At 75.3% G+C, this 23,632-nt stretch carries 23 protein-coding genes; 7 read left to right on the forward strand and 16 right to left on the reverse strand.

Translation table 11 applies throughout. The annotated features are described in order from the left end of the window. The first annotated feature begins 37 nt into the window (after positions 1 to 37). A complete protein-coding gene (locus tag FHU28_RS20055) occupies positions 38 to 1,156 on the forward strand; it encodes a serine hydrolase domain-containing protein (protein WP_184686064.1) in 1,119 nt (372 codons plus the stop codon). On the opposite strand, the gene FHU28_RS20060 is transcribed toward FHU28_RS20055, so the two are convergent. The 5 genes from FHU28_RS20060 to FHU28_RS20080 all read right to left on the reverse strand — a co-directional run bounded on the left by FHU28_RS20060 (position 1,153) and on the right by FHU28_RS20080 (position 5,825). Continuing rightward, entirely contained in the window at positions 1,153 to 2,337 is a 1,185-nt protein-coding gene (locus FHU28_RS20060) for a lycopene cyclase family protein (RefSeq protein ID WP_184686065.1), read from the reverse strand. The two genes, FHU28_RS20055 and FHU28_RS20060, sit on opposite strands and share 4 nt — an antisense overlap. Before the next feature lie 46 nt (positions 2,338 to 2,383). Continuing rightward, positions 2,384 to 3,631, reverse strand: a complete 1,248-nt coding sequence (locus FHU28_RS20065) for an MFS transporter (protein WP_184686066.1) — start codon at positions 3,629 to 3,631, stop codon at positions 2,384 to 2,386. Between the two features lie 42 nt (positions 3,632 to 3,673). Continuing rightward, complete coding sequence (locus FHU28_RS20070) at positions 3,674 to 4,816, reverse strand: RNA polymerase sigma factor (protein WP_184689729.1); 1,143 nt, start codon at positions 4,814 to 4,816, stop codon at positions 3,674 to 3,676. Positions 4,817 to 4,824: 8 nt separating this feature from the next. After that, positions 4,825 to 5,232, reverse strand: coding sequence for a YciI family protein (locus FHU28_RS20075; protein ID WP_184686067.1), 408 nt, complete (start codon positions 5,230 to 5,232; stop codon positions 4,825 to 4,827). Positions 5,233 to 5,411: 179 nt separating this feature from the next. After that, on the reverse strand, positions 5,412 to 5,825 hold the full coding sequence (locus FHU28_RS20080; RefSeq protein WP_184686068.1) for a DUF6069 family protein: 414 nt from the start codon (positions 5,823 to 5,825) through the stop codon (positions 5,412 to 5,414). A 169-nt stretch (positions 5,826 to 5,994) separates the two neighbouring features. Between FHU28_RS20080 and FHU28_RS20085 the strand changes: the two genes are divergently transcribed. The 4 genes from FHU28_RS20085 (at position 5,995) to FHU28_RS20100 (ending at position 9,208) form a co-directional block, all read left to right on the forward strand. Next, positions 5,995 to 7,098 (forward strand): sensor histidine kinase, encoded by a 1,104-nt coding sequence (locus tag FHU28_RS20085; protein WP_184686069.1) that lies wholly within the window; start codon positions 5,995 to 5,997, stop codon positions 7,096 to 7,098. Next, entirely contained in the window at positions 7,095 to 7,763 is a 669-nt protein-coding gene (locus FHU28_RS20090; protein ID WP_184686070.1) for a response regulator, read from the forward strand. The genes FHU28_RS20085 and FHU28_RS20090 overlap by 4 nt, the downstream gene beginning before the upstream one ends. A 241-nt stretch (positions 7,764 to 8,004) precedes the next feature. Further along, complete coding sequence (locus FHU28_RS20095; protein ID WP_184686071.1) at positions 8,005 to 8,487, forward strand: hypothetical protein; 483 nt, start codon at positions 8,005 to 8,007, stop codon at positions 8,485 to 8,487. Positions 8,488 to 8,608: 121 nt separating this feature from the next. Next, on the forward strand, positions 8,609 to 9,208 hold the full coding sequence (locus tag FHU28_RS20100) for a class F sortase (protein ID WP_311773623.1): 600 nt from the start codon (positions 8,609 to 8,611) through the stop codon (positions 9,206 to 9,208). Positions 9,209 to 9,217: 9 nt separating this feature from the next. Here the strand turns inward: FHU28_RS20100 and FHU28_RS20105 are convergent, their stop codons facing one another. Continuing rightward, complete coding sequence (locus tag FHU28_RS20105; protein WP_184686072.1) at positions 9,218 to 10,219, reverse strand: phosphotransferase family protein; 1,002 nt, start codon at positions 10,217 to 10,219, stop codon at positions 9,218 to 9,220. 111 nt (positions 10,220 to 10,330) lie between these two features. Between FHU28_RS20105 and FHU28_RS20110 the strand changes: the two genes are divergently transcribed. Next, positions 10,331 to 10,729, forward strand: coding sequence for a YchJ family protein (locus FHU28_RS20110; RefSeq protein ID WP_184686073.1), 399 nt, complete (start codon positions 10,331 to 10,333; stop codon positions 10,727 to 10,729). An 87-nt stretch (positions 10,730 to 10,816) separates the two neighbouring features. Here the strand turns inward: FHU28_RS20110 and FHU28_RS20115 are convergent, their stop codons facing one another. From FHU28_RS20115 to FHU28_RS20160, 10 genes are all read right to left on the reverse strand, one after another. Beyond that, positions 10,817 to 11,206: a DUF2267 domain-containing protein gene (locus tag FHU28_RS20115; protein ID WP_184686074.1), complete on the reverse strand. Its 390-nt coding sequence runs from the start codon at positions 11,204 to 11,206 to the stop codon at positions 10,817 to 10,819. 102 nt (positions 11,207 to 11,308) lie between these two features. Then, a complete protein-coding gene (locus FHU28_RS20120) occupies positions 11,309 to 13,171 on the reverse strand; it encodes a transketolase (protein ID WP_184686075.1) in 1,863 nt (620 codons plus the stop codon). A gap of 80 nt (positions 13,172 to 13,251) precedes the next feature. Continuing rightward, positions 13,252 to 14,493, reverse strand: a complete 1,242-nt coding sequence (locus tag FHU28_RS20125) for an MFS transporter (protein ID WP_184686076.1) — start codon at positions 14,491 to 14,493, stop codon at positions 13,252 to 13,254. 201 nt (positions 14,494 to 14,694) lie between these two features. Continuing rightward, entirely contained in the window at positions 14,695 to 15,720 is a 1,026-nt protein-coding gene (locus FHU28_RS20130; protein WP_184686077.1) for a mechanosensitive ion channel family protein, read from the reverse strand. A gap of 73 nt (positions 15,721 to 15,793) precedes the next feature. After that, positions 15,794 to 17,377 carry a hypothetical protein gene (locus tag FHU28_RS20135; protein ID WP_311773624.1) on the reverse strand — a complete coding sequence of 528 codons (1,584 nt, stop codon included), beginning with the start codon at positions 17,375 to 17,377 and terminating at the stop codon, positions 15,794 to 15,796. 54 nt (positions 17,378 to 17,431) lie between these two features. Then, positions 17,432 to 19,069: a serine/threonine-protein kinase gene (locus tag FHU28_RS20140; RefSeq protein ID WP_184686078.1), complete on the reverse strand. Its 1,638-nt coding sequence runs from the start codon at positions 19,067 to 19,069 to the stop codon at positions 17,432 to 17,434. Continuing rightward, positions 19,066 to 19,284, reverse strand: a complete 219-nt coding sequence (locus FHU28_RS20145; RefSeq protein WP_184686079.1) for a hypothetical protein — start codon at positions 19,282 to 19,284, stop codon at positions 19,066 to 19,068. The genes FHU28_RS20140 and FHU28_RS20145 overlap by 4 nt, the downstream gene beginning before the upstream one ends. Before the next feature lie 19 nt (positions 19,285 to 19,303). Beyond that, entirely contained in the window at positions 19,304 to 21,094 is a 1,791-nt protein-coding gene (locus FHU28_RS20150; RefSeq protein WP_184686080.1) for a CehA/McbA family metallohydrolase domain-containing protein, read from the reverse strand. Between the two features lie 42 nt (positions 21,095 to 21,136). Further along, entirely contained in the window at positions 21,137 to 21,577 is a 441-nt protein-coding gene (locus tag FHU28_RS20155) for a DUF4395 domain-containing protein (protein ID WP_184686081.1), read from the reverse strand. Positions 21,578 to 21,690: 113 nt separating this feature from the next. Next, positions 21,691 to 22,137 carry a thioredoxin family protein gene (locus tag FHU28_RS20160; RefSeq protein WP_311773625.1) on the reverse strand — a complete coding sequence of 149 codons (447 nt, stop codon included), beginning with the start codon at positions 22,135 to 22,137 and terminating at the stop codon, positions 21,691 to 21,693. 210 nt (positions 22,138 to 22,347) lie between these two features. Here FHU28_RS20160 and FHU28_RS20165 point away from each other — a divergent pair, with 210 nt between their 5' ends. Then, positions 22,348 to 23,481, forward strand: a complete 1,134-nt coding sequence (locus tag FHU28_RS20165) for a peptidoglycan recognition protein family protein (protein WP_184686083.1) — start codon at positions 22,348 to 22,350, stop codon at positions 23,479 to 23,481. Positions 23,482 to 23,632: the final 151 nt, after the last annotated feature.

The raw sequence follows: 23,632 nt of genomic DNA on the forward strand, positions 1-23,632 counted from the left end.
ACGACGCCCGTGCCGCGGTCTGGCACGCTGCGGGATCGTGGACACGCGGTGGGAGGGCCTGCGGGCCGAGGTACGGGCGGCGATCGACGATCTGGCCTCCTCCGGCCGGGAGGCCGGTGTGCAGGTGGCCGCGTACCTGGACGGCGTCGCGATCGTCTCCGAGCAGGCCGGGCTCGCCGACACCGCCACCGGCCGGCCGATGACCGCCGACACGCCCGTACACGCCGTCTCCACCGGCAAGGGCCTCACCGCCACCGTGGTGCACGTGCTGGCCGAGCAGGGGCGGCTCGACTACGACCTGCCGCTCGCAGCGGTGTGGCCGGAGTTCGCCCGGCACGGCAAGGACGGCATCACGCTGCGGCACGTGCTCACCCATACCGCCGGCCTGCCCGCGCTGCCCGCCGACATCACGCCGGAGGACTTCACCGACTGGACGCGCATGTGCGAGCTGCTCGCCGACGCGCGGCCGCTGTGGGCGCCCGGCGATCGGCTGGCGTACCACGCCTGGACGTGGGGCTGGCTGCTCGGCGAGGTGGTCCGGCGGGTCACCGACACGCCGGTGTCGCGGGTGCTCGCCGAGGAGGTGGCCGGTCCGCTCGGCGTGGACCGGGAGCTGTTCCTCGGCGTACCGGAGGCGGACCTGCCCCGGCTGGCCCGGCTGGAGGACGCCGGCCTGTCCGCGCTGATGACCTGGGCCGGGGCGAACCTGCCGCACTTCGACGCGGTCGCCCCACCCGCGGTACGCCCGGACACCGTCATCGGCTCCCGCCCCGACGTGCTGCGCGCCGACGTGCCGTCGGTCGGCACGATGAGCGCCCGCGCCGTGGCCCGGATGTACGCGGCGCTGCTCGGCCCGGTCGACGGGGTGCGGCTGATCTCCGCCGAGCGGATGCGCGACGTGTCCGCCCCGGCGGTCCGCGCGCAGGAGTGGGTGTTCGGGCAGGAGAGCACGTTCGGGCTCGGGTACGCGGTCGAGGACGACGGATCGTTCGGCACCGCCGGCAGTGGCGGCAGCCTCGCGTTCGCGTACCCGGAACTGGGTTTGACTGTGGCGGCGGTGCGCAACCGGCTCGGCGCGGGCGACGGCGACCCGATGGAGCAGCTGCGGACGCTGGTGCGCGACCGCGTCGCCGAGGCGACCGGCCACCGAGACTAGCGGCGCAGGCGGGCCCGCAGCCGGCCGGTCGCGTCGCCGAGCACCGCGCCGGTCATCGGCAGCAGCGGGCTGGACCGCATGACGGCCAGGTCCTCGACCGGGCTGGTCACGCCGTCGAGGAACCGCAGCACCCGCTCCGGCGGGTTGCGGTCGAACAGCCGCTCGAAGAACTCCACCCCGCCGACGTGTCCCCGGTCCAGCGCGCGCAGCGCCACCGCGTCCATCCACAGGTGCCGCCCCGGGTACGCGGGCGCGGGCACCGGCGGGCGGCCGGCGGCGAGCGCCCCTGCCACCTGGTCGGCCTGGCGCAGCATCGCGGAGAACGTGAACCCGGTGGACGGGCGGGTCGCCCCACCGGCGGTGCCCAGCCGCACCACCCGAGGGCTCGGGCGGGACTCGAACGGGCCGTCGGTCATCGGGATCACGCCGTCCTCGACCTCCCGCACCCGCAGCACGGACAGGTCCAGCCCGAGCAGGTCGGCGTACCCGCGCAGCGCCGCGTCGTAGCCCGCGTCGTCGAGCAGCTCCGGCCCGAACTCGGTGTACTCGACGAGCGCGAAGCGGTCGTCGACCGGCAGCACGTACCCGAAGGAGACGCCGCGCTGCGGCTGCGGGGTGCGGAAGTCCATCAGCACCGCCCGCTGCGGGTCGAAGGTCGGCCGGTCGGCGGCCAGCCACCAGCCGCGGAAGTGCTGCAACCAGCTGGTGCGCCCCGGCCGCTTCGGCCGCCGGGGCCGCGAGTCCAGCACCCACCCGGCCCGCACCAGGTCCCGCCCGTCCGGGTCGCGGACCGTGACCCGCTGACCGTCGTCGTGCAGCTCCCCCGCCGGGGCGCTGATCCGGACCGCGTCCAGCCGCCGCTCGGCGTCGGCAGCCCGGTCGTAGACCGGGGCGGAGCGGAGCATGGCGTACCGCAGGGGGTTGAGCGTCAGGACGCGGCGGCCGGCGGGCGTGACCACGTCGACCTGCGACCAGCTCGCGCTCAGCAGCGGGTCCAGGTCGTCGCCGGGCAGGCCCCAGAACGCCCAGGTGCGGTCCTGGCCGCGCTTGTGCACCGGGTCGACCACCGCGACCCGCAGCCCGGACACGCCGTGCCGGTCCAGCGCGGCCAGGACCAGGGACGCGGCGCCGCCGCCGCCGACCAGCGCGAGGTCGACGTCGACCGCTGAGGTTGCGTGCACCCGACCACGCTGTCACATCAGCGGGCGCGGTCACCGGCCGCCCCGCTCAGGCCACCGGAGCCGGCTCCTGCGGGGCCGGCTGGGCGTAGGCGGCGGCCACCGTCGCCCGGTCGAAGACCCGCCACGTCGCGGCGATCACCGCGACCGCCACCACGAAACCCACCCAGTACGGCGCGGTGATGCCGAACCGGGCCGCCACCACGCCACCGAGCAGCGCGCCGACGCAGTTGCCGCCCGCCGCGACGAACAACGTGGTGCTGCCGACCCGGCCCATCAGCGCCGGCGGGGTGAGCCGCTGCCGCAGCGAGTTCACCACGATGTTCCACAGCGCGCTGTGCGCCCCGAACGCGAACAGCGCGAACCCGACCACCACCGCGCTGCGGGACGCGGCGAGCGCCAGGTGCAGCCCCGCCTCGACCAGCAGACCCGTCCGCACCGTCCAGGTGGGCGTGATCGCGGCGATCAGCCGGTCCCCCACCACCGAGCCGAGCACCCCGCCCACCGCCATACAGGTGAACAACGCGCCGTAGCCGACCGAGCCGAGACCCAGCCGCTCGGTGGCGAGCAGCACCAGCACCGCCACCGCGGCGGTGAGCGTGACGTTGAGCAGGCCGATCAGCACCGTCATGGTGCGCAGCAGCCGCTGACCCCACAGCCAGCGGAACCCCTCCGCCACCTCCGCCCGCACCGAACGCCGCTCCTGCGGCGCCGGCCCGGCACGGTACGTCCCGGCGAGCAGCCCGACCAGCACGGCGCTGAGCGCGTACGTGCCGGCGTTGAGCGCGAACGGCAGCGACGCCGCCAGCACGAACAGGAACCCGCCCACCGGTCCGGCGATCATGTTCTGCATCACCTGCGTGCCGCCGCCGAGCCAGCCGTTGGCGCGTTCCAGCAACGAGCGCGGCACCACCGCCGGCAGTACCGCCTGCGCGGCGGTACGGAACACCACCTCGCCGGTGTTCACCACGAACAGCACCGTGTAGAGCAGCGCGATCCCGGCCCGGTCGACAAGCATCGCCACCGCGAGCGCGGCGAGCGCGGCGACGCGTACCCAGTCGATGAGCACCATCAGCCGCCGCCGGTCCACCCGGTCGGCCAGCACGCCGCCGGGCAACGCGAACAGCAGCCACGGCAGCCACGACACCGCTGCCCCGGCCGACACCACCAGCGGATCGTCGGTGATCGACGCCACGTACAGCGGCGCGGCGACAGTCGCCGTCCCACTTCCCAGCGCGGACAGCGTGCTCGCCGTCCACAGTCGGGCGAAGCGCCCGCCCAGCCGTTCCCCCGTCACGGCGAGGCAAATTACCAGCGACGACGTTCCCCGCCGACCGGTTTATGCGCGGCGGGAGTTGAGGCGGGCCGCCTGCCGGTTCAGGTGGTCGCGTTCGGCCAGGCTGGCCGCACGGCGGGCCGCCTCCGCGTACAGCGCGGCCGCCCGGTCCGGGTCGCCGTCGCGTTCGTGCAGGTAGGCGGCCACCGCCGCGTACCGGGGCAGCGTGTCGTCCAGTACCGCGAGCGCCGCCAGCCCGGCGCGCGGGCCGTCCGCCTCGCCGACCCCGACCGCCCGGTTGAGGCGGGCGATCGGGTTGCCGGTCAGGCGGACCAGTTCGTCGTACCACTCGACGATCTGCACCCAGTCGGTCTCGGCCGCGGTGGGCGCGTCCGCGTGCAGAGCCGCGATCGCGGCCTGGGCCTGGAACTCGCCGAGCCGGTCGCGGGACAGCGCGGTCTGCAGGATGCCCACGCCCTCGGCGATCAGCGTGGTGTCCCACCGGCTGCGGTCCTGCTCGGCCAGCGGTACCAGGCTGCCGTCCGGCGCGGTCCGGCCGGCGCGGCGGGCATGGTGCAGCAGCATGAGCGCGAGCAGCCCGGCCACCTCGGGGTGATCGATGGCGGCGGCGAGCTGCCGGGTGAGCCGGATCGCCTCGGCGGCCAGGTCCACGTCGCCGGAGTAGCCCTCGTTGAACACCAGGTACAGCACGCGCAGCACGGTGGCGACGTCACCGGGCTGGTCGAAGCGGACCCCGGAGACGGTGCGCTTGGCCCGGCTGATCCGCTGCGCCATGGTGGCCTCCGGCACCAGGTACGCCTGCGCGATCTGCCGGGTGGTGAGCCCGCCGACGGCGCGCAGCGTCAACGCGACAGCGGACGACGGGCTCAGCGACGGATGCGCGCAGAGGAAGTAGAGCCGCAGCGTGTCGTCCACGGCGGACACCGGGCCGGGCGGCGGCTCCTCGTCGACGAGGTCCTCGCGCCGGCGCCGGGCGGCGTCGGCGCGGACCACGTCCAGGAAGCGCCGCCAGGCCACGGTGACCAGCCAGCCCAACGAATCGCGGGGCAGGTCGGCCGGCCAGGCGCGCAGCGCCTCGACCAGTGCGTCCTGCACCGCGTCCTCGGCCGCCGCGAAGTCTGCTCCGCGGCGGACGAGGACACCGAGCACGCCCGGGATGAGGCTGCGGAGCGCGACCTCGTCCATCGGACGGGTCACTCCGTGATGGTGGGCGGCCCGGTCAGGAACGGGCGCAGCTCCAGCCACTCGTGGATCGGCTTGCCGCCCTGCCCGGGCGCGGCCGACAGCTCCCCGGCCAGTTCGACGGCCCGCTCGTAGCTGTCCACGTCGATCACCATCCAGCCGGCGATGAGGTCCTTCGTCTCGGCGAACGGGCCGTCGGTGACCGGCGGGCGTCCCTCGCCGTCGTAGCGGACGAACGTGCCCTCCGGGGCGAGCGCCTGGCCGTCGACGTACTCGCCGCTCTCCTGGAGCCGGGCCGCGAACTCCTGCATGTACCGCACGTGCGCGGTGATCTCCTCCGGCGTCCACTTGTCGATCATCGGCATGTCGGTGACCGGGGTCGGGCCGCCGCGGTAGTGCTTCAGGAGCAGGTACTTCATGTGTGTCTCCTCGTGGAGGGTGCGACCCATTCTGGCCGCGTTCACTCCGGGGACGAAGCCGCCCGTCCGTTCTCGACATCGGTGGCGCAGGAATTTCCGGTGTCACATCGCGTAGTGCGTCCTAGGAGGCTAGTTCTGAGGGCCGGGCCGCCTGCCCCCGTCGCGGCGGCCCGGCCCCGTCACCCGGCGGCGCGGCGCAGGCCGGTGATGAGCACCGTGCCCGCGACCAGGTGAAACGCCACCAGCGTCAGCGTCGCCGCCCGGCCCACTCCCCCGCCCAGCGGCCCGAGCAGGGACACCAGCAGCACCAGCGCTGCGACAGCCGTCCAGACGGTCCGGGCGCGGGCGGTGAGCCGTTCCAGCAGGGCCAGCAGCGCCCAGCCGGCCAGCCCGGCGAGCAACGTGCTCACCGCCACCGCCACCGGCGTGACCCGCTGCACGTCGGAACCGGTGCGCGCGGTCAGCTCCACCCCGGCCAGCGGCACCGCGATCACCCAGCCCAGCAGCGTGGCCACGGTGGCGGCGAGCACCGTCAGCAGCCGCACCCGGCGGCGAGTCGGGCGGGTGACGGCGGTCGGAATCGTGGTTTCCATCGGTGGCTCCTCGACATCGGGACGACTGCCGCAGACGCTAGGTCCGGCGGGCTGTCGCGCGGATCGCGCCGCGGAGCGGTTTCCGGCTCCGTCGCCGGACCGATCACCGGCCCGGATCTCCGTCTGGCGACCGATGAGAAGCGGTGAGCCCGCGGCCTAGCATCCGGACATGAGGTGCGCGTCCCGGTCCCGGTTCCTGCTGCTGCTCGACGGCGGCATCGCCACCGTGAGCCTCGCCGTGTGCCTGCTCGCGCTGCTGGCCTCCGACGCCGGCCCGGACACGAGCGGCGCGACAGCCGTCGCGGTCGGCCTCGCCGTCGCGCAGGCCAGCTGTCTGCTGTGGATCAGGCGCCACCCGGGGTACGCCCTCACCGTCGCCGCGCTGGCCGGCGTCGGCCTGGAGGCGCTCTGCCCGCAGCTCGGCTGGCTCGGCCTGGTCGCGGTGCCGATGGCGTACGTGGCCCGGCTGCGCCCGCCCCGGTACTCGCTCGTCGCGCTCGGGCTGCTGCTGGCACCCACCCCGTGGAAGCTGGTCACCGGCGGCTGGCGGGACCTGCTGCTGGCGGTGATCGCGCTGGACCTGGCCTGGGCGCTCGGCGAGTTGCAGCGGGCTCAGGCGCAACGGCGCTGCGCATGGGAACGGCAGGTGCTGGCGGCCGAGCGGGAACGCATCTCCCGGGAGCTGCACGACGTGGTGGCGCACCACGTCGCGGTCATCGCGGTGCAGGCAGCCGCCGCCGAGGACGTGTTCGACGAGCAGCCGGAGCAGGCCCGGGCCGCGCTCGGCGCGATCGACGCGGCGGCCCGTTCGGCGCTCACCGAACTGCGGGCCATGCTGCACGCGCTCGCCCTCGACGACGGGTCCGAACCGGACGGACCACAGCCCGGGCTGGCGCAGCTCGACGCGCTCGCCGACGCGGTACGGGCGGTGGGCCTGCGGGTGACGCTGCGGCGCGACGGCGACGGCGAGGCGCTGCCCGGCGGGGTGCAGCTGTCGGCGTACCGGATCGTGCAGGAGTCGCTGACCAACGCGCTGCGCCACGGGCACGCCACACGCGCCGACGTGGACGTCCACTACCGCGACGGGGTGCTGCGGCTGGAGGTCGTCAACGACGGCCCGGCGCCCGCCCGCCGCCCCGGTACGGCCGTCGGGCGCGGCATCGTCGGCATGCGGGAGCGGGCCCGGCTGCTCGGCGGCACGCTCGACGCCGGCCCGCTGCCGGCCGGCGGGTTCCGGGTCCACGCCCGACTGCCGGTGGAGGCGGCCCGATGACGGTACGGGTGGTGGTCGCCGACGACCAGGAGCTGATCCGCGCCGGGCTGCGCACAGTCCTCGACGCGCGCCCCGACCTGAGCGTGGTCGGCGAGGCCGCCGACGGCGTCGAGGCGGTGGCGGTGGCGACCCGTACGAGGCCGGACGTGGTGCTGATGGACGTGCGGATGCCCCGGCGCGACGGCATCGCCGCCACCCGGGACCTGGTGGCCGCCGGCAACCCGGCCCGGGTGGTCATGCTCACCACGTTCGACCTGGACGAGCACGTCTACGCCGCGTTGCGCGCCGGGGCGAGCGCGTTCCTGCTCAAGGACACCCGTCCGGCCGACCTCGCCGAGGCGGTACGGGTGGTGGCCCGGGGCGAGGCGCTGCTCGCACCCACTGTGACCCGGCGGCTGCTGGACCGGTACGCCGACCGGCTGCCCGCGCCCGCGCCCACCGGCGACGTACTCGCCGCGCTGACCGCCCGCGAGCGGGAGGTGCTGACACTCACCGCGCGGGCACTGTCCAATGCGGAGATCGCTGCCCGGCTGCACCTGAGCACCGCCACCGTGAAGACGCACGTCTCGGCGATCCTCACCAAGCTCGGCCTGCGTGACCGGATCCAGGCGGTGGTGCTCGCGTACGACACCGGGCTGGTCCGGCCGGAACCGCCGGCCCGGTAGGCGCGAAACGGACAGCGGACCCAGACGCGTCGAACCGGGACGGCACGCCGTCCGGCCTGGCCCGGCATGTCCACCCTCTGGTGGCGGCAGGGAGCACACCGGACGGCAACGAAGATTTCTCAATTACCCCCAGTGACCGCCGCAACCCTCCTAGTGTTGGCCACACCGGTGCTCGTCACGGAGTTGGCCACCCGAACGACGTCCCACGCCTACAGCGGACGAAAAGTGAGGGAAGACGCGGATGAAGGCACAGTCATTTCTCGGATCGGCGGCGTTCGGCGTGGGCCTCGGCGCACTGCTGCTCCCGGCCGCCGCGCTGGCGGACACCAGAGTCTCACCCGCCACCACCCCGGTCGGCGGCACCGTCGTGCTGACCACCACGTGCAACCCGAACGCCGGTGACGCGATCTTCCGGGTCACCGGCCCGGACCGGGACCAGAACGTCCGGTCCACCACGGCCGCCGCGGGCGGTGGCCTGAGCGCCGAACTGTTCACCGCCGGGTTCACGCTCGGCACGTACACGGTCGCCACCACCTGCGGCGACGGCAGCGACGGTGGCAGCGCCACGTTCACCGTCACCCCGATCGGCGGCGCGCAGGCCGGCGGCGGCGGACGCGACGGCGACACCGGGGTGCTGGTCGCCGGCGGCGTGCTGGCCGCCGGGGCGCTCGCCGGCGGCGCGTACGCGGTCATCCGCCGGCGCCGGGCGGGCGCCGTCGCCTGAGCGGCTCACCGAGCGACCGCCCGCGCCGGCACAACCCGGCGCGGGCGGCGCCTCCCTGCCGGACGGAGGTGGCACCCTGTCCCCGTCGCAGCACGGCGGCCGGTCACGGCTGCGCACCGCCGTGGTGGTCAGCGCCGTCACGGTGGCCGCCGCCACCGGCGCCGGACTGGTCTCGGCCGGGCTCGGCAGCACGTCGACGACACCACCGCAGCCCGGCGCCTCCGCCGCGCCCGCCACCGAACGCCCCGCCGCCGCCGGAGCGGCGCTGCCCCGATCCGCGCCGGTGCGCGTCACCATCCCCCGCATCGCCGTCGACGCCGACATCGTGCCGGTGGCCACCGACGCCGACGGCGCGCTTCAGGTGCCGCCGCTGGAACGCCCGGAGGTCACCGGCTGGTACCACCCCGGTCCCGCGCCCGGCCAGGCCGGCAACGCGGTGCTGGTCGGGCACGTCGACTCGCAGCACGGCCCGGCGGTCTTCTTCGACCTCGGCCGACTGCGCCCCGGCGACACGATCCGGGTGCTGCGCGCCGACGGCCGGACCGCCGCGTTCACAGTGGACGGCGTCGGGGCGTACCCGAAGGAACGCTTCCCCACGGCGCGGGTCTACGGCGGCGACGCGGCGCCCCGGTTGCGGCTGATCACCTGCGGCGGGCGGTTCGACCCACGGACCGGCAGCTACCCGGACAACATCGTGGTCTTCGCCACCGCCGCCCGCTGACCCGGCCGCTCAGCCCGCCAGGTCGTCCAGTTCCGCGCCGAGCAGCTTCGCCAGCAGCTCCACCCGGCCCGGGTCGCTGTCGGCGGTGATGTTGCGGCTGGGCATCTCGACGGTCATCAGCAGGTAGAGATACAGCCGGTAGAGGCCGAGCCGCCGCCGCACCCCGGCGTCGAGCGGGAACGGCGCCACCGTCCGGTAGGCGCGCACCAGCGGGTCGCCCGGCTCGTCCTCGACGCGGCGGAACAGCAGCGGCGACACCAGGTCCATCAGCGGGTCGCCCCACAGGTACCGCTCGCCGTCGACCAGGCCGCTCAGGCGCGGCTCGCCGTCCGGCCCGTCGACGGCGAGCACGTTGCCGGCCCAGCCGTCGAAGTGCAGCAGCGCCGGGCGGCGTACCGCGTCGAGCACCTCCGCGTGCCGCGCCACCAGCTCCCGGACCCGGTACGCGGGCACCGGCAGCGGCACCGCCCAGTCGGCGGCGTCGGCGAGCATGTCGTCGATCATGGCCGTGTAGGCGTCCCGCCACGTCGCGCCGCTGGCCCGGTCGCCGTCGTAGCCGTACCGCTCGCCGGTGACGGCGTGCAACGCGGTCAACGCGAGGCCGAACTCGGCGCGCAGCGGCCCGACGTCCGCGCCGGCCTGCGTCAGGTCCCAGAGGGTACGACCGGGCAGCCGCGCCATGAGCAGCCAGTCGCCCAGGTCGGGGTGGCGGCCGTGGTGCAGCAGCGCCGGGGCCGGCACCGCGGGCGCCCGCGCCGCCACCAGGCGCAGATAGTGCGCCTCCGCGCCGATCATGTCCCGCTCGTAGCGCAGCAGCGGCACGTGCGGCGGCGGACCGACCTTGAGCACCACGTCCCGGCCGTCGGCCAGGCGTATCCACCAGACGGCGGCGAAGCCGCCACCGGACAGCGGGCCGCAGCTCTCCACCTCAGCGTCGGGCCCGAGCGAGGCGGTCAGGTAGCGGCGGACCTGCGCGGGATCGAGGACACGCTGAGTAGGACTCACACTCATGGTGCAGAAAGCGTAGTGCGTCCGAGGCTTAAGGAAGGGCCCCCTTTTAACGCCTCCGGTAGAGGAAGGGCCCCTTCTTAACACCTCCCCGCCGCTTGGGAGAATCGTGGCGTGGCGAAACGGGGTGAACGGACGAGGGCCTGCCCGTGCGGCACCGGCCGGCCGTACGCGGACTGCTGCGCCCCGGTGCACTCCGGCACGGCGACGGCGGCGACCGCGGAGGCGCTGATGCGGTCCCGGTTCAGCGCGTTCGCGCTCGGCGACGCCGCGTACCTGCGGCACAGCTGGCACTCGACGACCCGGCCGGAGCGGCTGGAGCTGGACCCGGGCACCCGCTGGCTGCGGCTGGAGATCCTGCAGACCGGGCAGGGCGGCCTGTTCGACAGCGCCGGGACGGTCCGGTTCCGGGCGCGCTACCGCGAGGACGGCCGGACGGGAGTGCTGGCCGAGCACAGCCGCTTCGCCCGCGAGGACGGCCGCTGGGTGTACCTGGACGCGCTGCCGGAGTGACGCCGCCCTGCCGCGGAGCGTCGGGCGTTAACAAGGGGCCCTTCCTCTACCGGAGGCGTTAACAGGGGGCCCTTCCTTGCGCGCGGGCTAAGCGGGACGTGGGGTGGGCTGGGCCAGCTCGCCGATCTCGCGCGGCAGCTGGGACAGCGCGCGGTTGAACCCGGCGGGCCCGACCACCCGGTGCAGCGCCTGCAGCACCGCCCGGGCGCCGCGCTCGGCGTCGGACGGGGTCGCGCCGGAGCGCTCGGCGACCCGGCGCAGGAACTCGTCGTACCCGAAGACCTCGGGGTCGTCGACCCGGGCGCGGGCCAGCAGCGGACGCAGCTCGTGCGCGACGTGCGCGGACAGGTCGTCGGCCTCGCCTCCGCTGATCCGTTCGGCGAGCGTGCGCAGTGTCGCCTCGGTCAGCGTGCGGGCGGTCTCCACCGGCACGCCGGCGCGGGCGGACACCCGCGCGTAGAACTCCGGTTCGGCCATCGTCGGTCCTCCCGTCGCAACGGCAGCGTGGCTACCCGCCGCCGGCCGCGGCAAACACCGCCCCGGGCCAGGACCCTGCCGCCGGTCCCGGCGAACACGATGTCAGGCCAGGGCCCGCGCCGCCGAGACGATCGCGCCGACGCCGATGCCGGCCAGGTCGAGCTGCTGGGTGGGGGTGCCGGAGCCGGGCAGCCCGCGTACCGCCAGGTGGTTGACCCGGGCCGGTTCGCCCAGGTCGGCGAGCGCCTCCAGCACCGCGGAGCCCAGCCCGCCCTGCGGGTAGTGGTCCTCGACCACCACCAGCCGCCCGCCGGTCTTCACGACGGTCTCGGCGAGGCGCTGCCGGTCGACCGGCTTGATCGAGTACATGTCGATCACGCGCGCGTCGATGCCCTCGCGGGTCAGCTCGTCGGCGGCGGCGAGGCAGAGGTGCACCGTCACGCCGGTGCCGAGCAGCGCCACGTCGCCGCCGTCGCGCACGATCCGGCTGCCGCCGATCGGGAACGGCTCGCCGTCGTCGTAGAGCACCGGGTACTTGCCGCGCGTGGTGCGCAGGTAGCTGATGCCCGGGTGGTCGGGCAGCTGGGCGACCAGGGCCGCGCAGGAGACCGCGTCGGCCGGGCTGAGCACCGTGGAGCCGGGCACCGCGCGCAGCGCCGCGATGTCCTCCAGCCCCATCTGGGACGGGCCGTCGGGGCCGATCTCCACCCCGGCGTGCGAGCCGACCAGCGCGATGTCGGCCCGGGACACGCCGGCCATCCGGATGAAGTCGTACGCGCGCGACCAGAACGCGGCGAAGGTCGCCGCGAACGGCCGGTAGCCACGTACCGCCAGGCCCACCGCCGCGGCGGCGAGCTGCTGCTCGGCGATGAACATCTGGAAGAACCGATCGGGGTACGCGGCGGCGAAGCGCTCGGCCCGGGTGGAGTCGCTGACCTCGCCGTCGAGCGCGACCACGTCGGGCCGGGCCGCGCCGAGGGCGTGCAGCGCGTCGCCGTACGCGTCCCGCGTGGCCACCTTCGTCCCACGCTCGTACCGGGGCAGTTGCGGCTGCCCGTGCTCGGCCGGGGCGGTGCGCGGCGCGGGCGGTGGCTTCGGACCGGCCACCCGGATGCGCCGAGGGCCGCCGAGCGCCCGCACGGCCCGGTCGGCCAGTTCCGGGTCGAACGCCTTGCCGTGCCAGGCCGGGTCGTTCTCCACCTCCGGTACGCCCTTGCCCTTGACCGTGCGGGCCAGCACCACCGTCGGCCCGGTGGCCTCGCGCGCCTGCCCGTACGCCTCGTCGATCGCGCCCAGGTCGTGGCCGTCGACGACCATGGCCCGGCAGCCGAACGCCTCGACGCGGCGCCGGTAGGTGTCCAGGTCCCACTCCAGCTCGGTGGGGCCGCGCTGGCCGAACCGGTTGACGTCCACGATCGCGGTGAGGTTGCGCAGCCCGTAGTGCCCGGCCTTGTCCAGCGCCTCCCACACCGAGCCTTCCGCGGTCTCGCTGTCGCCGCAGAGCACCCAGACGTGCGCGGGCGACCGGTCGAGGTACTGGGCGGCGAGCGCCACCCCGACGCCGACCGGCAGTCCCTGCCCGAGCGAGCCGGTGGCGACGTCCACCCACGGCAGCACCGGCGTGGGGTGGCCCTGCAGGCGCGACCCGGACTGCCGGTACGTCTCCAGCAGCTCCTGCTCGCTGATCGCGCCGGTGGCCCGGAACACCGCGTACAGCAGCGGCGAGGCGTGACCCTTGGAGAAGATCAGGTGGTCGTTGCCGGGGTTGCCCGGGTAGGACCAGTCGTAGCGCAGGTGCCGGGCGACGAGCACGGCGAGCAGGTCGGCGGCGGAGAGGCTGGACGTCGGGTGCCCGGATCCGGCCGTCGTGCTGCACCGGATCGCGTCCACCCGCAGCTGGGCGGCGAGCTCCGCCAGCCCGGTCAGGTCCTCGTCGTGCAGCGTGCGCTCTGCTTCCAACGTCACCGCGATCGTCTCCCCCGGGTCGCCGATTTCCGGACCCACGCTAGGCCGGAGAGGCGACCATTGGTCCCTTTTCTGGCGATTCACGCTCGACCGGTGAGCAGCCACAGCGCCACCAGCAGGTACGGCAGCACCGCGACCGCGAAGGCCGCCGGGTTACCGACCGCGCCGGCGAGCAGCCCGTACCCGCCGTAGAAGGCGACGACGGTCAGGTCGGTGGCCATCCCGGCGAGCGAGGTGACTGTGGCCCGGGCCGACCCGGCGATCCGGGCCTGGAGCCGCACGTCGGCGAGCACCGTGGCGAGCTGGAACGCGGCGAACGCGGCGGCCAGCAGCAGGAAACCGGCCGGATGCCGCAGCAGCGCGCCGGCCGCCGTCGCGCCCGCCGCGAACACCAGCAGGCCCGCGTACCCCCGGTGGGACAGCCGCTCGCCCAGCGGCGCGAGCAGCCCGCCCACAGTCATCCCGGCCCAGACCAGCAGGAGCAGCAGCGGCACACCCACCTCGCCCATGCCGGTGTCGGCGGCGAGCAGTCCGGTGTACTCGTCGAGCCCACCCCAGATCGCGGTGACGGCCGCGACAAGCAGCACGGCGGCGCGCACGCGACGGTCGCCCCGCACCTGGGCAAGTCCCACGCGCAGGCTGTCGAGCCAGCCGGGCTCCTCGTCACCCGGCCCGTCCCCGGCCTCGTCGCTCACGCTCGGCCCGCCCGGGCCGGCGCTCGGGAGCGGCGCGGCGGGTGGCGGGCGGTGCTCCGGGAAGCGGGCCGCGACGGCTGCCGCCAGCAGACACGTCGCCACGCTGGCCGCGCCGACCGCGAGGTAGCCGCCGAGCGCGTACGCCGGCCCGGCGAGCACCCCGGACCCGACGGCGCCGAGCACCTCGGCGGTGCGGGCACGGCCGATCAGCCGGGCGTACCGGTCGGCCGCGCCGAGACGCTCCAGCTCGGTGAAGACCAGCGCCTCCAGCGCGCCCGAGCGCAGCGCGCCACCGGCGCCCCAGAGCAGGAAACCCACGGCGAACGCCGGGTAGGAAGGCAGCAGCACCCAGAGCGCGAAACCGGTGGCGGCGAGCAGCGGCGCCAGGCACAGCAGCAGCCGGCGCGACACCGCGTCGGCCCAGACCCCGGAGGGCACCTCCAGCACGATGCCGGCGGCCGCCCAGAGCACGAACAGCGAGGAGATCTGCCCGACCGACAACCCGGTGTCGGCGAACAGCAACACGTAGAGCGGGTAGAGCAGGACCAGGTCGGTGAGGAACGCGTACCCGTAGAGCGTCGCCGCGAGGCGACGGGTCGCGGGCACGCGGGCAGGAGCGACGAGCATGGAACCTTCCCACGGGACGTGACGGACACCGGCCGGAATGCACGGCGTCCGCGGCGGCCCGCGGCCTCGTCGCTCAGTGAGGCATCAACATCGCCAGGTCATGCCGCGATCCTAACCGGCGTCCGGCCCGCGAGGGGTCCCCCGCACACGCGGATCGGGGCGGGACCCTGCGGTCCCGCCCCGAGTGTCACGGCTGCCGGGTCAGCGGCGGAACTTCTCCACGTCGGCCTGCGGGATGACCATGGTGGCCTCGCTGTCCGCGGCCTGCTCGGCGGCCGACTGGTGCGGGGTGGTCGGCTGGGTGCGGTCGGAGTCCGCGTACGCCGGGATGTGCTGGGTGGCCTCCGCGCCCGCCTGCGGCGGCACCGGCGCGGTGACGTCGGCGTCGCCCGCGGCCGTCGCCGGCTGGGTGCCCGGGTACGCGGGGACGGCCTGCGTCCGGTCCGCCTCGGTGTCCCGGCTCACCGGCTGGGTCAGCTCGGAGTCCGCGTACGGGCCGGCGGCGGCCAGCCGGGCCTCGACGTCGCGGCGTCCGGCCCGGTACGCGCGGGCGTGCGTGGCGATCGTGCGCGACTCCTCCTCGGCCCGGGTCAGCCAGTTCTCCCAGCGGCTCTGCATCGGCCGGATCAGGCCGCCGCCGACACCGACGACCAGGATGCCGCCCACGGTGGCGAGCACCGCGATCAGCACCGGGGTGGTGACCGTGGTGGCGACGCCGATCTGGTTGAGCGCGGCGATGACGCCGAGGCCCAGGATGAACACCGAGGCGAGATTCGCCAGCACCCGGCCGTAGGAGAGGCCGCCGAGCGCGCTGGAGATGATGTCCTTCACGGCACGCGCGATGGCCGCGGCGACCACCACGATGACGATGGCGACGAACGCCCGGGGCAGCCAGGCGATCACTCCGGCGATCAGGTCGGAGATCGGGTTGGGGCCCCAGATGCCGAACGCGAGCTGGAGCGTGACCAGCAGCACCCCGTAGTAGGCGAGCTTCGCGACGATGTCGCTGGCGTCGTACTTGGAGCGGGCGAGCGCGGTCTTGATCCCGCCACGCTCGACGGCGCGGTCGAAGTGGACACGTTCCAGAACCTTGTCCACCAGCTTCCGGACGGCCTTGGCGACCAGCCAGCCGGCGACCAGGATGGCGACGAACGCGACCGCCTTGGGCAGGAACAGCATCACCGATCGGAACGCGTCGCCCACCGCGTCCCCGAAGTTGTCTCTCATCGAAGGGCCTCCACGCACATGGTCCAGGTTTGTTCGGGTGGGGCTACCCGGACCCGCGCGCGGGGAAACGCGATCAGCCGCCGGGGCAGCGGTACCTGACGCGGGCGCCGGCCTGCATCGGCGCCGGTTCGATGATGTTGACGGTGGCCGTGCCGGCGGTCGTGCCCACTCCGGAGAACGTCCACTTGAGGGTGAGGGTCGCGGTGTGCTGCCCGCTGCCGACCCGCTCGGTGAGCACCGCGCCGGGCGGGGCGTCCGAGCGGAACCACTGGTAGCGGATCGTGCCGGCGCGCCCGTTGGTCCGTACCGTGGCCACCACGTCCACCGTCACGTCGCACGCGACGCCGGCCGGCCGGGTCGCCGCCACCGACACCTGCTCGACCTCCATCGGGCGCAGCCGCTGCCACAGGTAGAGGCCGACCGTCAGCAGCAGCGCGGCGGCGAGCAGCGTGGACAGCACCGAGACGACACGCCGCCAGACCGGCCGCGGCCGGATCGGGGGCGCGGTCGGCCAGGGCGGCGCGGGCGGCGGCGTCACCGGCACGCCCGGCCCGAAGCGCAGTTCGCCGCCGGGCGCGGGCGCCGGGGCGCCGCTCACCGCCCGCGCGCCCACGGTCCGATCCGGGTACGCCCCGACGCCCGTCGCCGTCGGCGGCCCGCCGGCCTGGTGCCCATGCGGTACGCCGGTGGGCTGCCACGACACGGTCGGCTCCACGCCCGGGCCCCTGGTCGGCGGCGCCGGACGCGGACGCACTGTCGCCTGCCCGGTCGCGGTGCCCCGGGCCGGAGTCGGAGCCGTTGCCTGAGCCGGGGCCTGGGGCTGGGGCTGCGTCAGGGCTGGAGCCGGGGCCGAGGCCGGGGTCGGAGCCTGGGCTTGGCGGAGATGCACTGTTGCCTCGCCGACCGCGCCCTCGGGAAGCGGACGCAGGCTCACTGTCGGCTCCTCGGCCGGGCCGCCCACGGCGGGGCGCAGGCTCACCGTCGGCTCACCGGCGGCGTCGTCCGGAACGTGGCGAAGCTGCGTCGTCGCCTCATCCGCCGGAGCCGGGCGCAGGCGCGCTGTCGCCTCCCCCGCGGTGCTGCCCGACGCGGGAAGATGCGCCGTCGGTTCGCCTGCCGTGTCACCCGGAACCGGGCCCAGGCTCACCGTCGGCTCTCCCGCAGCATTGCCCGAGGCCGGGGTCTGGGCCGTCACCTCGCTCTGCGCGCCGGACCGGAGGTCCGCGGTCGCCTCTTCCGCGGAGCTGTCCGTGGCCGGACGCGGGACGCCGGTCGGCTCCCCCGCGGCCGGTGCCGATGCGGCCGGACCGGTGAGGTCTGCCGTGCCGTCGTCCTCGGCCGGGATCGGGCTCAGGTGGACGGTCGGTTCGGCAGCGGGCGGCTGTTCCGCCTCAGGCCGGACGAGCTGCACTGTGGGTTCCGCGTCGCCGGTGTCCGCCGTGGCCGCACGTGGAACGGTCGGCTCCGCACCGTCCACCGACAAGGCCACGGTGGGTTCCGCGCTCACCGCGGACAGAGAAACGGTCGGCTCCGCCTCGGTGGTGGCGCGGGGCGCGACGAGGTGGACGGTCGGCTCGGCGGTGTCGGCGTCCCCGGGCGGGGTCACCGGCAGGGCGCGGGTCGGCAGCGCCTCGGTGGGCTCGTCGGGCCGGGTCACGCCGGCCGTTCCCGGAACGGGCTGCGGTGCTGGGCAGCGGGCACTGTCGTACTCCTAGCCGGGGGTGCAGTCGTGGTAGAGCGTCACGTACACCGGTGACGCCGAGGTGGTGGTGTTGCCGGCGGCGTCGGCGGCGGTGACGCGGATCGGGATGCGGGCGCTGCGCCTGGGTGTGGACAGCGGGCCCAGCGTGCCGGTGAACACGCCGCGGCCGGCGGCGGTCATCCGGATCGTTCCGGTGGCGCCGTCGAGGGTGTAGCCGAAGTCGACGGTCAGCGCGGCCGGGCCGCTGCGGTCGTCGGTGACGGTGGCGGTGACGGTGCTGCTCTTGGCGCCGTAGGGGCAGCCCTTCGGGTCCAGCTCGCCCGGGTCGGCGCGCACCCCGTCCACGACCGGCGCGGTCACGTCCGGCGGCGGGGTGGTGGTGCTGCTGCGCGACGCGCTGGGGGTGGGCGCGCCGGTGCGGGTCGGCGACCCGGTCCGGTCCGGGGTGGCCGACGGCGCGGCCGGTGACGCGGTGGACGGGGTGGGCGTCGGCGACGGGCTCGGCGTCTCGGCGGCGGTCGGGTCCGGTGTGGGCGCCGCCGCGGTGGCCGGGGCGGCGCTCGCCGGGCCGGTGGGGGCGGCGGCGTCGGTGCCGTCGTTGGCGGCGTAGCTGTAGCCGGCGCCGCCGGCCAGGACGGCGGCGGCCAGCGCGCCGGCGGCCAGCGCGGTACGGGTGCGGCCCTTGCGGAACAGTCCGCGCCGGCCGGAGCGCGCGCCGAGCGCCGTGTTCGCCACCGCGGTGTGGGCGACGGCGGTGGCGCCCTCGGCCCGCTCGGGGAACGGCCACAGCGCGGCCAGCAGCGCTGCCCGGCGGCCCAGCTCACGCAGCCCGCGTTCCTCCCATTCCGGGCCGTAGCCGACGCCGGCCACCTGTTCCAGCAGGCCGAGGAACGCCTCGGCGGACTCGGGCCGCTCGTCGGGGCGCTTGGCCATGCCGTGGCGCAGCAGCTCGTGCACCGGCGGTGGCGCCGCCTCGGCGGGGATCGGCGCGGAGGCGTGCTGGTCGCGCAGGGAGAGCAGGTCCGGTCCCTGGTACGGGGGCCGCCCGGTGAGGCATTCGAAGAACGTGGCGGTGGCGGCGTAGACGTCGCAGGCCGGGGTGGCGGGGGCGCCGGTCCACTGCTCGGGGGCCATGTAGCGGGGCGTGCCGGAGACCGTGGTGTCGGAGCCCTCGCCGATCGGCATGGCGATGCCGAAGTCGGCGAGCTTGCTCAAGCCGGCGCCGGTGACGAGCACGTTCTCCGGCTTGTAGTCGCGGTGCACGACGCCGTGGCGGTGCGCGGCGGCCAGGCCGGCGAGTGAGCCCTTGAGGACGCAGAGCGCGGCCTCGGGCGTGGTCGGGCCGTGCGCGCGCAGCATCTGGCGCAGCGACACGCCGTCGACCAGTTCCATCACGATGGCCGCGCCGCGCGGGGACTCGACGTACTCGTAGAGGCGGCTGACGTGCGGGTCGTCGATCTCGCCGAGCAGCCGGGCCTCGGTGCGGAAGGCGGTCCGGAACGACGAGTCTTCGCCGAGGTCGCGGACCAGGTACTTGATCGCGACCGGGGTGCCGGTCCGGTCGTGGGTGGCGAGCACGACGCTGCCGGACGCGCCGGCGCCGAGCCGGCGGACCGGCGTGTAGCCGGACAGTTCCCAGCCGCTCATGCGACCCACTCCACCGCGTTCCACGGGCGGGTGTCGGATGCCGCCTCGCGGGTCATTCTCACCGGGCCGGGGTCGCCGGCCATCGGCGCAACGGCTGCTTCCGGTCGCCGGTCGGCGGCTCGTTGGTCGCGCGGCACGGCACGGCACGACAGGTGGTCGGTATCGGACACACCGCCACGATTACCAGACCCTGGCAACCCCTCCTCGTCGATCATGAAGGGAGCGGGCGGAGGGTCAGAAGCGGCGGGGTGGGGAGATGCCCTGGGGTGGGGGCTCGCGGAGCAGCCAGAGGGGGTTGCTGGCGCCGACGATCTCGCCCTCGCGGTCGCGTACCTGGGTACGCACGTACGCGCCGGCGCCGACGCGCACCGGCAGATCGTGCCAGCCCGGCCGCAACTGCCGCCACGGGACCTGCCCGACCCGGACCGCCGGAGTCGGATCCGCGACACCGGCCCGGTCGACCTCGCCGGTGACCACCTCCAGTGTGGCCCCGGCGGGCAGGTCGGTGGCGCGCAGCCGCACCGTGACGGTGTCCTCGGCGAGCACGGCGAGGGCGCCCATGCCGCTGCGGCCACCGAGTTCCAGGTCCAGCGCGCCCCGGTAGCCGGCCAGGTCGGCGAACCACGCCTGCCCGGCGCGCAGCGCCGCGACCAGGTCGTCGCGGCCGGTCGAGGCCGCCCAGACGGAGGTGACGTTCCGGTCCCGGCCGGCCCGCCAGTCGGTGCCGTCGTGGTCGTCGGTGACCCCGACGGCGGTCAGCGGGATCGCGTTGCGGGCGGCGACGTCGTACGCCCAGAGGTAGTCCTCGACCGGCCGGCGCCCGATCTCGATCAGGTCGACGCCGAGCGCGTTGCGGCTCACCAGCAGCCGGGCCAGTGATTCGCGGCGTTCGGTGTCCAGCGGATGGTTCCAGCACACCACCCCGCCGTGCGAGTGCAGGAACTCCACCATCTTCTCGGTGGCTTCGACGTCGTTGTCCCGGTACGGCGGGGACGGGAAGCTCGGCAGCGTGCCGTCGCCGCCGAACCAGTTGAGGTGCCGCACCATGGACACCTCGTACGCGCGGTGGTGGGTCACGCCCGGGTACGCCCCGTCGTAGCCGCGCAGCACCTCGGCGCGCATCTCCTCGCCCGCCTGCCCGGCGCGGCGGGCACGGTCGAAGACGAGCCGGTCCACCAGGTACGCGCCGCGCGCGCCGCCGGCCACAGTGACGCCGAGGCGCAGCCCGCGCAGCGAGTTGTCGCCCGCGACCAGGTCGGGCCAGAGCCGCCGCACGTCGGCGAGCAGCTCGAAGGTGTGCCGCCGCCAGGCGCCGGCCGGGGCGGGCCGCTCGACGGTGCCGAAACGGCCGTCGACGGAGTGCCGGACCGCGTCGACGGCGCCGAGGCGGTAACGCAGCACGAGCTGCCCGGCGGGGCGGCCGGGTCCGGCCGGGTGGTGCGACAGCGCGATCTCCACGGTGAGCGTGGCGTCCGGGCCGGCCGACTCGGGGCGTACGTCGAGGTGCAGCGTCGTGTCGGAGATGTTTGAGGTGTGCGTCCAGTTCCACGCCTTGCCCGCGTACCAGTGGGTGCCGGTCCCGGCGGCGACCAGGCGCAGCGCGCGGCCGGGGCCGTCGGGGGCGTCGGGCACGTCGACGAAGTCGGCGGCCGAGCCGGTGAGCCGTCCCTCGGTGGCCGGTTGCCAGGTCCAGGCCAGGGCACCCTCGCGTTCCTCGGGGCCGTCGAAGTGGACGACCCGGCGGTGGTCGTGGGCGGCGACCCGGAAGTCGTGGTCGGTCCACCAGAGCACGTCGACGGCGTTGCGGCGGGCCTGGTCGAGGTGGGCGGCGTAGCTGGCCACGCCCTCGCTGAACGAGGCGTGCAGGTGCATCGCCATGCTGACCGGGCGGCGTCCGCGCGGCGCGGGCGGCGGCTGCCGGTCGTTCGTGGCGGCCAGCCCGACCGGCACGCCGATCCCGGCCACCGCGAGGCCGCCCGCCGCGACGAGCACGCTGCGCCGGTCCAGCCGTGCGCGACCTGCCATGCCTCTCCCCCATCCCGCCGGGGCCAGCGTACGGGCGGACGGTCAGCGCGGGGGCGCCGCCACCCGGGCGGCGAGCGGGCGTCCGGCCAGGCGCCGGATCGCCAGGTACGCCTCGCAGCCCAGGCAGAGCCCGAACGCGGCGTTGAGGAACGCCGCGGCCAGCGCCGCGCCGGTGGCGGCCAGGCCGAGCGCGGGCAGTCCGGCGAGCCAGCCGGCCGCGCCGAGGACGCTGAAGCCCAGCCCGACGAGCTGGGCGAAGCGCACCGGCGCGACCGGTTCCAGCTCCGCCGGCGGGTCCAGCCGGGGCGCCACCAGGGCGCGGAACAGCAGGCCGTACGGGCCGAGGCGCGGGTTGAGCGCGGTGAGCGCGAACACGACGGCCTGGGCGAGCAGGAGCAGCCCGGAGCCGGTGACGAGGACGATCGCGAGGACGGCTGTGGTGAGGACGGCGGCGAAGCGCGGTCCCCGGGGGTCGAGCAGCATGGGGTGGTCCGTTCGTGCGGGGGCGGTCGGTCAGGCGGGACGGGCCGCCGCACAGAGGCTCGTGGCGAGCCGGCCGTGGTCCACCACCCGGCGGCGGGTCAGCCGTACGCCGGTCATCGGGCCGCCCCGGCGGTGAGCGCGGCGATCAGCTCGTCCCGGTCGGGCACCCCGGCGGCCCGGCGCACGATCCGGCCGGCGCCGTCCACCACGAGCACGGTCGGGGTGCGCCACACGTCCAGCTCCCGGGCCGCGTCGAGGTGTTCGTCCACGCCGACCTCCCGCACCGCGACCCCGTCGAGGCGTGCGGCGACGTCGGCGAGGACCCGCCGGGCGGCCCGGCAGGGCGCGCAGACCGGGGCGGAGAACTGCACAAGCGTGCGCTCGCCGGGGCGTACCCCGAGGACGGTGAGGGTGGCCCGGTGCGGCGCGGCGGCGTCCGATGGGCGCTTCCGGACGGCGCGCAGCCGGCCGTCGTGGCGGCGGCGCCACCAGCCGAACGCGGTGGCGGCCGCGAGCACCGCGACGAGCACGAGAATCCCGGCCGGGCTGGGCGACTGCACGGGTCCAGGCTGCCATGGCCGATCACGACGCGACATGGTCCGTCCCGGTCAGCGGACGTGACATCGCCTACTCCGGCGGTAGGAGCGGCCGACGAACGTCGCTTTTGTCCTCTGGCGCGCCGCGCCGGGGTGGCAATATTCTCCACCTCGCGCGCATCTGATGGAGTTCCTTTACATCCCCCGGCCCCGCCGGGGGATCGAGGAGGCGGAATGCACTTCGACCACCCCGAGCTGGACCGCCGTACGCTGCTGCGGGCCGGCCTCGGCGCCGCCGCGGTCGCGGTCGTCGGGAGCGAGCTCGTCCGGCCGGCCGCCGCGCACGCCGCGCCGGGCGCGGACCTCGACTGGATCATCAGCTGCGACGAGTGGGCCGCCCGCCCGCCGGCCGACCCGCTGTCGGTCAGCGCGATCCCCACCAACAAGATCATCGTGCACCACATGGCGTTCCCGAACGTCACGGACTACTCCGAGGAGCACGCCAAGCAGCTCGCCCGCGACTGCCAGGACCTGCACATGGACGGCAACGGCTGGTCCGACACCGGGCAGCACTTCACGGTGAGCCGCGGCGGCCACGTCCTGGAGGGACGCCACGGCAGCCTGGACCGGCTGCGCGCCGGCGACCGGCAGATGATCGCCGCGCACTGCCCGGGCGAGAACGGGCGGGCCATCGGCATCGAGAACGAGGGCACCTACGTCACCGAGACGCCGCCGGAGGAGCTGCTCGACGGACTGGTCCGGCTCTGCACCACGATCTGCCGGCAGTACGGGCTGCACGCCCACGACATCTTCGGCCACTGGGACTTCCGGGCCACGCTCTGCCCGGGCGCGATGTTCTACCGGGAGTTCCCGGCGCTGCGCCGCGCGGTCTTCAAGCAGCTCGGCACCAAGCTCGGCGACGTGCCGGCCCGCCGCTGGCCGGACATCTGGCGTTTCGTCGGCGGCCCGGTGGTCCAGGTCGCCCAGCGCCTGCTCACGTTCCGCGGCTGCACCGTGCCGGTCACCGGCGTGTTCGACGCGGCCACCGTCGCGGCGGTGCAGGACTGGCAGGCGCGCAACGGCGTTCCGGTCGACGTCGACGCCACGCTGACCGCGCCGACCTGGGAGACCCTCGCCCCGGAACTGGACCAGAAGTCCAGCGGGATCCCGGTGGCCGCCGCGCAGTTCATGCTCGCCTCCAAGGGCTACGCCGAGGTGACCGAGACCGGCGAGTACGACCACGCCACCCGCACGGCGGTGAAGGACCTCCAGCGCCTGCACGGACTACCGCCCAACGGCAAGATCAGCACCACCACCTGGTGCGCGCTGGTGGGGGGTGTGGTGCGCCAGTCGTTCCACAAGCACTGACGGCGCACCGGCGGGGAGAGCGGTGGGGGTGGCAACGACGCCACCCCCACCGCGTCGTTACGGGGTGAAGTCGGCGAAACGTCGGCATTGGCGGCTGGTGAACGACGGCTATCCCGGACGGCGGTTCTGCGTCGATCATTGCCCGGAGATA

Origin of the sequence: Micromonospora echinospora, assembly GCF_014203425.1 — a bacterium.
Taxonomy (GTDB): Bacteria; Actinomycetota; Actinomycetes; order Mycobacteriales; family Micromonosporaceae; genus Micromonospora; species Micromonospora echinospora_A.

Coding starts and splice junctions, on each gene's coding strand:
- FHU28_RS20070 (WP_184689729.1), bottom strand. CDS start 4,816: ATGGACGAGGTCGCGCTCCGCAGCCTCATCCCGGGCGTGCTCGGTGTC.
- FHU28_RS20075 (WP_184686067.1), bottom strand. CDS start 5,232: ATGAAGTACCTGCTCCTGAAGCACTACCGCGGCGGCCCGACCCCGGTC.
- FHU28_RS20080 (WP_184686068.1), bottom strand. CDS start 5,825: ATGGAAACCACGATTCCGACCGCCGTCACCCGCCCGACTCGCCGCCGG.
- FHU28_RS20085 (WP_184686069.1), top strand. CDS start 5,995: ATGAGGTGCGCGTCCCGGTCCCGGTTCCTGCTGCTGCTCGACGGCGGC.
- FHU28_RS20090 (WP_184686070.1), top strand. CDS start 7,095: ATGACGGTACGGGTGGTGGTCGCCGACGACCAGGAGCTGATCCGCGCC.
- FHU28_RS20095 (WP_184686071.1), top strand. CDS start 8,005: ATGAAGGCACAGTCATTTCTCGGATCGGCGGCGTTCGGCGTGGGCCTC.
- FHU28_RS20105 (WP_184686072.1), bottom strand. CDS start 10,219: ATGAGTGTGAGTCCTACTCAGCGTGTCCTCGATCCCGCGCAGGTCCGC.
- FHU28_RS20115 (WP_184686074.1), bottom strand. CDS start 11,206: ATGGCCGAACCGGAGTTCTACGCGCGGGTGTCCGCCCGCGCCGGCGTG.
- FHU28_RS20125 (WP_184686076.1), bottom strand. CDS start 14,493: ATGCTCGTCGCTCCTGCCCGCGTGCCCGCGACCCGTCGCCTCGCGGCG.
- FHU28_RS20130 (WP_184686077.1), bottom strand. CDS start 15,720: ATGAGAGACAACTTCGGGGACGCGGTGGGCGACGCGTTCCGATCGGTG.
- FHU28_RS20140 (WP_184686078.1), bottom strand. CDS start 19,069: ATGAGCGGCTGGGAACTGTCCGGCTACACGCCGGTCCGCCGGCTCGGC.
- FHU28_RS20145 (WP_184686079.1), bottom strand. CDS start 19,284: ATGATCGACGAGGAGGGGTTGCCAGGGTCTGGTAATCGTGGCGGTGTG.
- FHU28_RS20150 (WP_184686080.1), bottom strand. CDS start 21,094: ATGGCAGGTCGCGCACGGCTGGACCGGCGCAGCGTGCTCGTCGCGGCG.
- FHU28_RS20155 (WP_184686081.1), bottom strand. CDS start 21,577: ATGCTGCTCGACCCCCGGGGACCGCGCTTCGCCGCCGTCCTCACCACA.
- FHU28_RS20165 (WP_184686083.1), top strand. CDS start 22,348: ATGCACTTCGACCACCCCGAGCTGGACCGCCGTACGCTGCTGCGGGCC.